This window comes from Neisseria sp. WLZKY-1 (genome assembly GCF_046546535.1).
Taxonomy (GTDB): domain Bacteria; phylum Pseudomonadota; class Gammaproteobacteria; order Burkholderiales; family Neisseriaceae; genus Neisseria.
Genome location: NZ_JBKGTW010000085.1, coordinates 1 through 4920, shown reverse-complemented (window position 1 = coordinate 4920; position 4920 = coordinate 1). Strand labels below are relative to the sequence as shown.

General features: G+C 59.1%; 6 protein-coding genes and 1 pseudogene. 4 read left to right on the top strand and 3 right to left on the bottom strand.

The annotated features are described in order from the left end of the window. Positions 1-173 precede the first annotated feature (173 nt). The 3 genes and pseudogenes from ACLD9W_RS12110 to ACLD9W_RS12100 form a co-directional block, all read right to left on the bottom strand. Positions 174-347, bottom strand: a pseudogene (locus ACLD9W_RS12110) (U32 family peptidase); the annotation flags it as partial. 54 nt (positions 348-401) lie between these two features. After that, complete coding sequence (locus ACLD9W_RS12105; RefSeq protein WP_410842248.1) at positions 402-743, bottom strand: hypothetical protein; 342 nt, start codon at positions 741-743, stop codon at positions 402-404. A 47-nt stretch (positions 744-790) separates the two neighbouring features. After that, positions 791-1393, bottom strand: coding sequence for a pirin-like C-terminal cupin domain-containing protein (locus ACLD9W_RS12100; RefSeq protein WP_410842247.1), 603 nt, complete (start codon positions 1391-1393; stop codon positions 791-793). Positions 1394-1512: 119 nt separating this feature from the next. On the opposite strand from ACLD9W_RS12100, the gene ACLD9W_RS12095 reads away from it, so the two are divergent. From ACLD9W_RS12095 to ACLD9W_RS12080, 4 genes are all read left to right on the top strand, one after another. Continuing rightward, entirely contained in the window at positions 1513-1869 is a 357-nt protein-coding gene (locus ACLD9W_RS12095) for a winged helix-turn-helix transcriptional regulator (RefSeq protein ID WP_410842246.1), read from the top strand. Positions 1870-1963: 94 nt separating this feature from the next. Further along, positions 1964-2806 carry a class II glutamine amidotransferase gene (locus tag ACLD9W_RS12090; RefSeq protein WP_410842245.1) on the top strand — a complete coding sequence of 281 codons (843 nt, stop codon included), beginning with the start codon at positions 1964-1966 and terminating at the stop codon, positions 2804-2806. Between the two features lie 9 nt (positions 2807-2815). Then, a complete protein-coding gene (gene nrdR, locus ACLD9W_RS12085; protein ID WP_410842244.1) occupies positions 2816-3280 on the top strand; it encodes a transcriptional regulator NrdR in 465 nt (154 codons plus the stop codon). Positions 3281-3581: 301 nt separating this feature from the next. Then, positions 3582-4775: an amino acid aminotransferase gene (locus tag ACLD9W_RS12080; protein WP_410842243.1), complete on the top strand. Its 1194-nt coding sequence runs from the start codon at positions 3582-3584 to the stop codon at positions 4773-4775. The last annotated feature ends 145 nt before the right edge of the window (positions 4776-4920 follow it).

Here is a 4920-nt window from a genome sequence, read left to right as displayed (position 1 = left end):
TTTCAGACGGCCTTTTCAGACGGCCTTTTCAGACGGCCTTTTCAGACGGCCTTTTCAGACGGCCTTTTCAGACGGCCTTTTCAGACGGCCTTTTCAGACGGCCGCACAGAAAAAAGGCAGACAAATTGTCTGCCTTTCTAATGCCGCGCGGCTACTCAGTCGAGGTGGCCGTAGGCGAGGTCTTCGGCCAGGCCAAACCAGTCGGCAAAGCGCATTTTCTGCCGGCGCGAGCAGACGGTTTCGCCCAGATAGATGGTGTCGAGCGGGCTGTCGAGCATTTGGACGTAGAATTCGAGCAGGGTTTCTTTCTGCCAGAAGAATTGGATGGGGGCGAGGGAGAGTTTCATGGGTGTTCCTTGTTCGTTTTAACAGAGTTGAAGATGTTGCCTTCGGGCTTTATTTCAGCCGTTTTTCGGGTAATCCCGCTTATAGTCTTCCAACGTATAACGCTGCGGCATGCCGTTGCGGCCATGCCATTGGGCGGCATCGTCGTCATAGTCGTAGGTAAAACTGCGCCGCCGCACAATCATCTGGCTGATTTGAAACAGCAGCCTGCCCGCCAGCCAAAAGACGGTTGCCCACCACGCACTGCCGTTTACCCAAGTCAGCAGTATTATGGATAAATACACCACGCCCGCTATCGAACAGGCATCTGCCAAGTTATACAGCGCGTAGGCGGCGGGACTGCACTTTCGGTAGCCTATTCGTTCTACCTCGCTGTCCCACACCGGATTGAACAACATGATTTTTCCCGAAGCAAACATAAGGTTCCCTCTCGTTACCCAGCATTTCAACATACAGGGCTACGCCTCTTGTGTGCAGTAATAGCCTGTTTCCGTGCTCCTGCTACCGCGATGCAGTCGGCGCAGCGTTTGCCGCTGTTGAACTCGTTGATGCTTTCGACCAGTTCTTTTTCGGTGTTCATGACGAAGGGGCCGTAGGCGGCGACGGGTTCGTCGATGGGCACGCCGGAGAGGAGCAGGATTTCGGCTTTGCCGCTGCCGCTGTTGCGGATTTCCCCTTCTTCGCGCTCGAACACGGCAAGCTGGGTCGGCTGCATGGCGGCTTCGCCGTTGAGTTCGATTTCGCCGTGGCGCACGACGATGGCGAGGTTGTGCGTGGCGGGAACGGCGATGGTTGTTTCCGCGCCTTCGTTCACGGTGACATCCCACACGTTCAGCTCGGTGAAGGTGTCGGCCGCGCCGCGTCTGCCTTGGTATTCGCCGGCAATCACGCGCACGCTGGATGCGTCGTTGGCCACAACGGGAATTTCCGCAGCGGGCAGGTGCTGGTAGCGCAGAGTGTCGCGTTCGGCCAGCTCTGCGGCGTTCAGATCGCGGGTTTTGGCGATGGCGGCCAGTTCGTTGATGCGGTCGAGTTCGGGGATTCTCATAATCCGTTCCTTTCTGTTTTGTTTGTGAAGAATATTGGTAAAACTGCTTCTGTCGCGTATTATATGGGTATCGTTTTTTTAAATAGGTACACACATTTTTTATACTGTGGAGAATGATGATGAACGACGCCGCAAACGCTTCGCACTGCCCCGTCAACACCACTCTGGAAATCATCGGCGGCAAATGGAAAGTGCTGATTCTTTACCACCTTCTTCCCGAAACCCGCCGCTTCAACGAATTGCAGCGCCTGCTGCCTGACATCACGCAGCGAATGCTGACTTTGCAGCTGCGCGAACTCGAAGGCGCGGGCATCGTCCACCGCGAGGTCTATCCGCAGGTGCCGCCGAAAGTCGAATACTCGCTCACCGCTTTCGGCCGCACGCTCACGCCCGTGATACAGGCGATGCACGAATGGGGTCGGACCTACGAATCCGAGTGCGCCAAATACCGCCAAACGGCTGGCGAGGCGCAGTAAAGGCCGTCTGAAACCCGCGCCGCCTGTGGTAGAATCGCCCGCTGCAAACAACAGGCCGCCACATGGGGAACGGCCGTCTGAAAAAGGAAAAACCATGTGCCAGCTCCTTGGCATGAACTGCAACACGCCCACCGACATCGTCTTCTCCTTCGAAGGCTTCCGCAAACGCGGCGGCCTCACCGACCACCACGTCGACGGCTTCGGCATCGGCTTTTTCGAACAAAAAGGCGTGCGCCTCTTCCACGACGACAAACCCAGCGCCAATTCCCCCGTCGCCGACCTCGTCAAAGCCTACCAAATCAAATCCAAAAACGTCATCGCCCACATCCGCAAAGCCACCAGCGGCCGCACCACGCTGGCCAACACCCATCCCTTCGTGCGCGAAATGTGGGGCGGCTACTGGATGTTCGCCCACAACGGCCACCTGCAAGGCTTCGCTCCCGAGCAGGGCCGCTACTACCGCCCCGTCGGCGACACCGATTCCGAACGCGCCTTCTGCCACATCCTCGAACAGCTGCGCCGCCGCTTCGACGAGCGCCCCGACGACGGCACCCTCTTTGCCGCCGTGTCCGAACTCGTCAAAGACATCCGCCGCAGCGGCCTGTTCAACTTCATCCTTTCAGACGGCCGCGTCATGTTCGCCCACGCCAGCAGCCTGCTCTATTACATCATCCGCCAGGCGCCCTTCGGCGAAGCCCGCCTGCTCGACGACGACGTTTCCGTCGACTTCTCCGCCGTCACCACCCCCGACGACCGCGTCGCCGTCATCGCCACCCTGCCGCTCACCGAAAACGAACGCTGGACACAGCTGGCCTGCGACGAACTCCTTATGTTCCACGACGGCGCCGTTGCGGGCTGCGACTGCCCCGACACGCCGCGCTACCTTAGCACCGAAGAAGGGCTGGCCATCGCCCGCGCTGTCGGCGCCTCCCTGTGAGAACCAACCATGAAATGCCCCTTCTGCCAACACCCCGACACCCAGGTCAGCGACTCGCGCACCACCGACGAAGGCAACTGCGTACGCCGCCGCCGCCGCTGCCCGGAGTGCGACAAACGCTTCGTCACCATCGAAACCCTGGAAATGCGCCTGCCCGACATCGTCAAAAGCAACGGCGCGCGCGTCCCCTACAACGCGCACAAACTGCGCACCAGCCTCGAACGCGCCCTGCACAAACGCCCCTTCGACAACGAAGACGTCGACGACCTCGTCGCCAGCATCGAAGGCCGCCTCTACCGCCTTGGCCAAAAAGAAGTCTCCTCGCGCACGGTCGGCGAAATGGCGATGGACGTTCTGCTCGCCACCGACCAAGTCGCCTACGTGCGCTTCGCCTCCGTCTACAAAAGCTTCAAAGACGTTTCCGAATTCACCCAGGCCATCGCCACCCTGCCCGAGCAGCGGGAAGACGCATAAACCGCCGCAGCCCGAAGGCCGTCTGAAAACAGAAAAACTAAAACAGGCCGTCTGAAAGCACAAACCGCACCGCAACCCTTACCCCGCGCAGCCTAGGAGCTGCTGACAATCAGCCTTGCGGCGGTATTTTTGGTAAAAATCCGCGCCTGCTGCGTCAAAAATGCTCGCAAGATATCCAATCTTGCTGTGCTTTTTTCCTTGCATCCGCGAATTTTTCCGCAAAAAACCGCTTCGCAAGCTGAATGTCAACAGCTCCGGCAGCGCACCCTCCAACCGACCCGTTCCCCAGAAAGGAAAAACCATGTTCTTCGACAAAATCCAAGCCGCACCCGCCGACCCCATCCTCGGACTGGGCGAAGCCTTCAAAGCCGAAACCCGCCCCGAAAAAGTCAACCTCGGCATCGGCGTCTACAAAGACGCATCGGGCAACACCCCCGTACTCAAATCCGTCAAAGCCGCCGAAACCCGCCTCTTGGCCGACGAAAAAAGCAAAAACTACCTCACCATCGACGGCGTCGCCGCCTACAACGCCGAAACGCAAAAACTCCTCTTCGGCGAAAACAGCGAAATCATCGCCGCCCGCCGCGCCAAAACCGCGCAGAGCCTCGGCGGCACCGGCGCGCTGCGCGTCGCCGCAGAATTCATCAAACGCCAAACCGGCGCGAAAAACGTCTGGATTTCCGCTCCCACCTGGCCCAACCACAACGCCATCTTCCAAGCCGTCGGCATCAACATCCGCGACTACCGCTACTACGACAAAACCGCCCACGCCCTCGACTGGGACGGCCTGATTGCCGACCTCTCCCAAGCCCAAGCAGGCGACGTCGTCCTCCTGCACGGCTGCTGCCACAACCCCACCGGCATCGACCCCACCCCCGAACAATGGGACACCCTCGCCAAAATGTCCGCCGAAAAAGGCTGGCTACCCCTCTTCGACTTCGCCTACCAAGGCTTTGCCAACGGCCTCGAACAAGACGCCTACGGCCTGCGCGCCTTCGCCAAACTGAACAAAGAACTGCTCGTCGCCAGCTCCTACTCGAAAAACTTCGGCATGTATAACGAGCGCGTCGGCGCCTTCACCGTCGTCGCCGCCGACGAAGAAACCGCCAACCGCGCCTTCAGCCAGGTCAAAACCATCATCCGCACCCTCTACTCCAACCCCGCCTCCCACGGCGGCAACACCATCGCCCTCGTCCTGCAAGACCCCGAACTCAAAGCGCAATGGATAGCCGAACTCGACGAAATGCGCGCGCGCATCAAAGAAATGCGGCAGAAATTCGTCGACCTGCTCAAAGAGAAAGGCGCGAAACAGGACTTCGGCTTCATCATCGAACAAAACGGCATGTTCTCCTTCTCCGGCCTCAGCCCAGAACAGGTCGACCGCCTGAAAGACGAGTTCGCCATCTACGCCGTACGCAGCGGCCGCATCAACGTCGCAGGCATCACCGCCGACAACATCGGCTACCTGTGTGAGAGCATCGTCAAAGTCCTGTAATCCCCGCCCGAGCGGCAAAAAGGCCGTCTGAAAAACCTGCGAAGCAGGTTTTTCAGACGGCCTTTTCAGACGGCCTTTTCAGACGGCCTTTTCAGACGGCCTTTTCAGACGGCCTTTTCAGACGGCCTTTTCAGACGGCCTTTTC

Coding starts and splice junctions, on each gene's coding strand:
- ACLD9W_RS12080 (WP_410842243.1), top strand. CDS start 3,582: ATGTTCTTCGACAAAATCCAAGCCGCACCCGCCGACCCCATCCTCGGA.
- nrdR (WP_410842244.1), top strand. CDS start 2,816: ATGAAATGCCCCTTCTGCCAACACCCCGACACCCAGGTCAGCGACTCG.
- ACLD9W_RS12105 (WP_410842248.1), bottom strand. CDS start 743: ATGTTGTTCAATCCGGTGTGGGACAGCGAGGTAGAACGAATAGGCTAC.
- ACLD9W_RS12095 (WP_410842246.1), top strand. CDS start 1,513: ATGAACGACGCCGCAAACGCTTCGCACTGCCCCGTCAACACCACTCTG.
- ACLD9W_RS12100 (WP_410842247.1), bottom strand. CDS start 1,393: ATGAGAATCCCCGAACTCGACCGCATCAACGAACTGGCCGCCATCGCC.
- ACLD9W_RS12090 (WP_410842245.1), top strand. CDS start 1,964: ATGTGCCAGCTCCTTGGCATGAACTGCAACACGCCCACCGACATCGTC.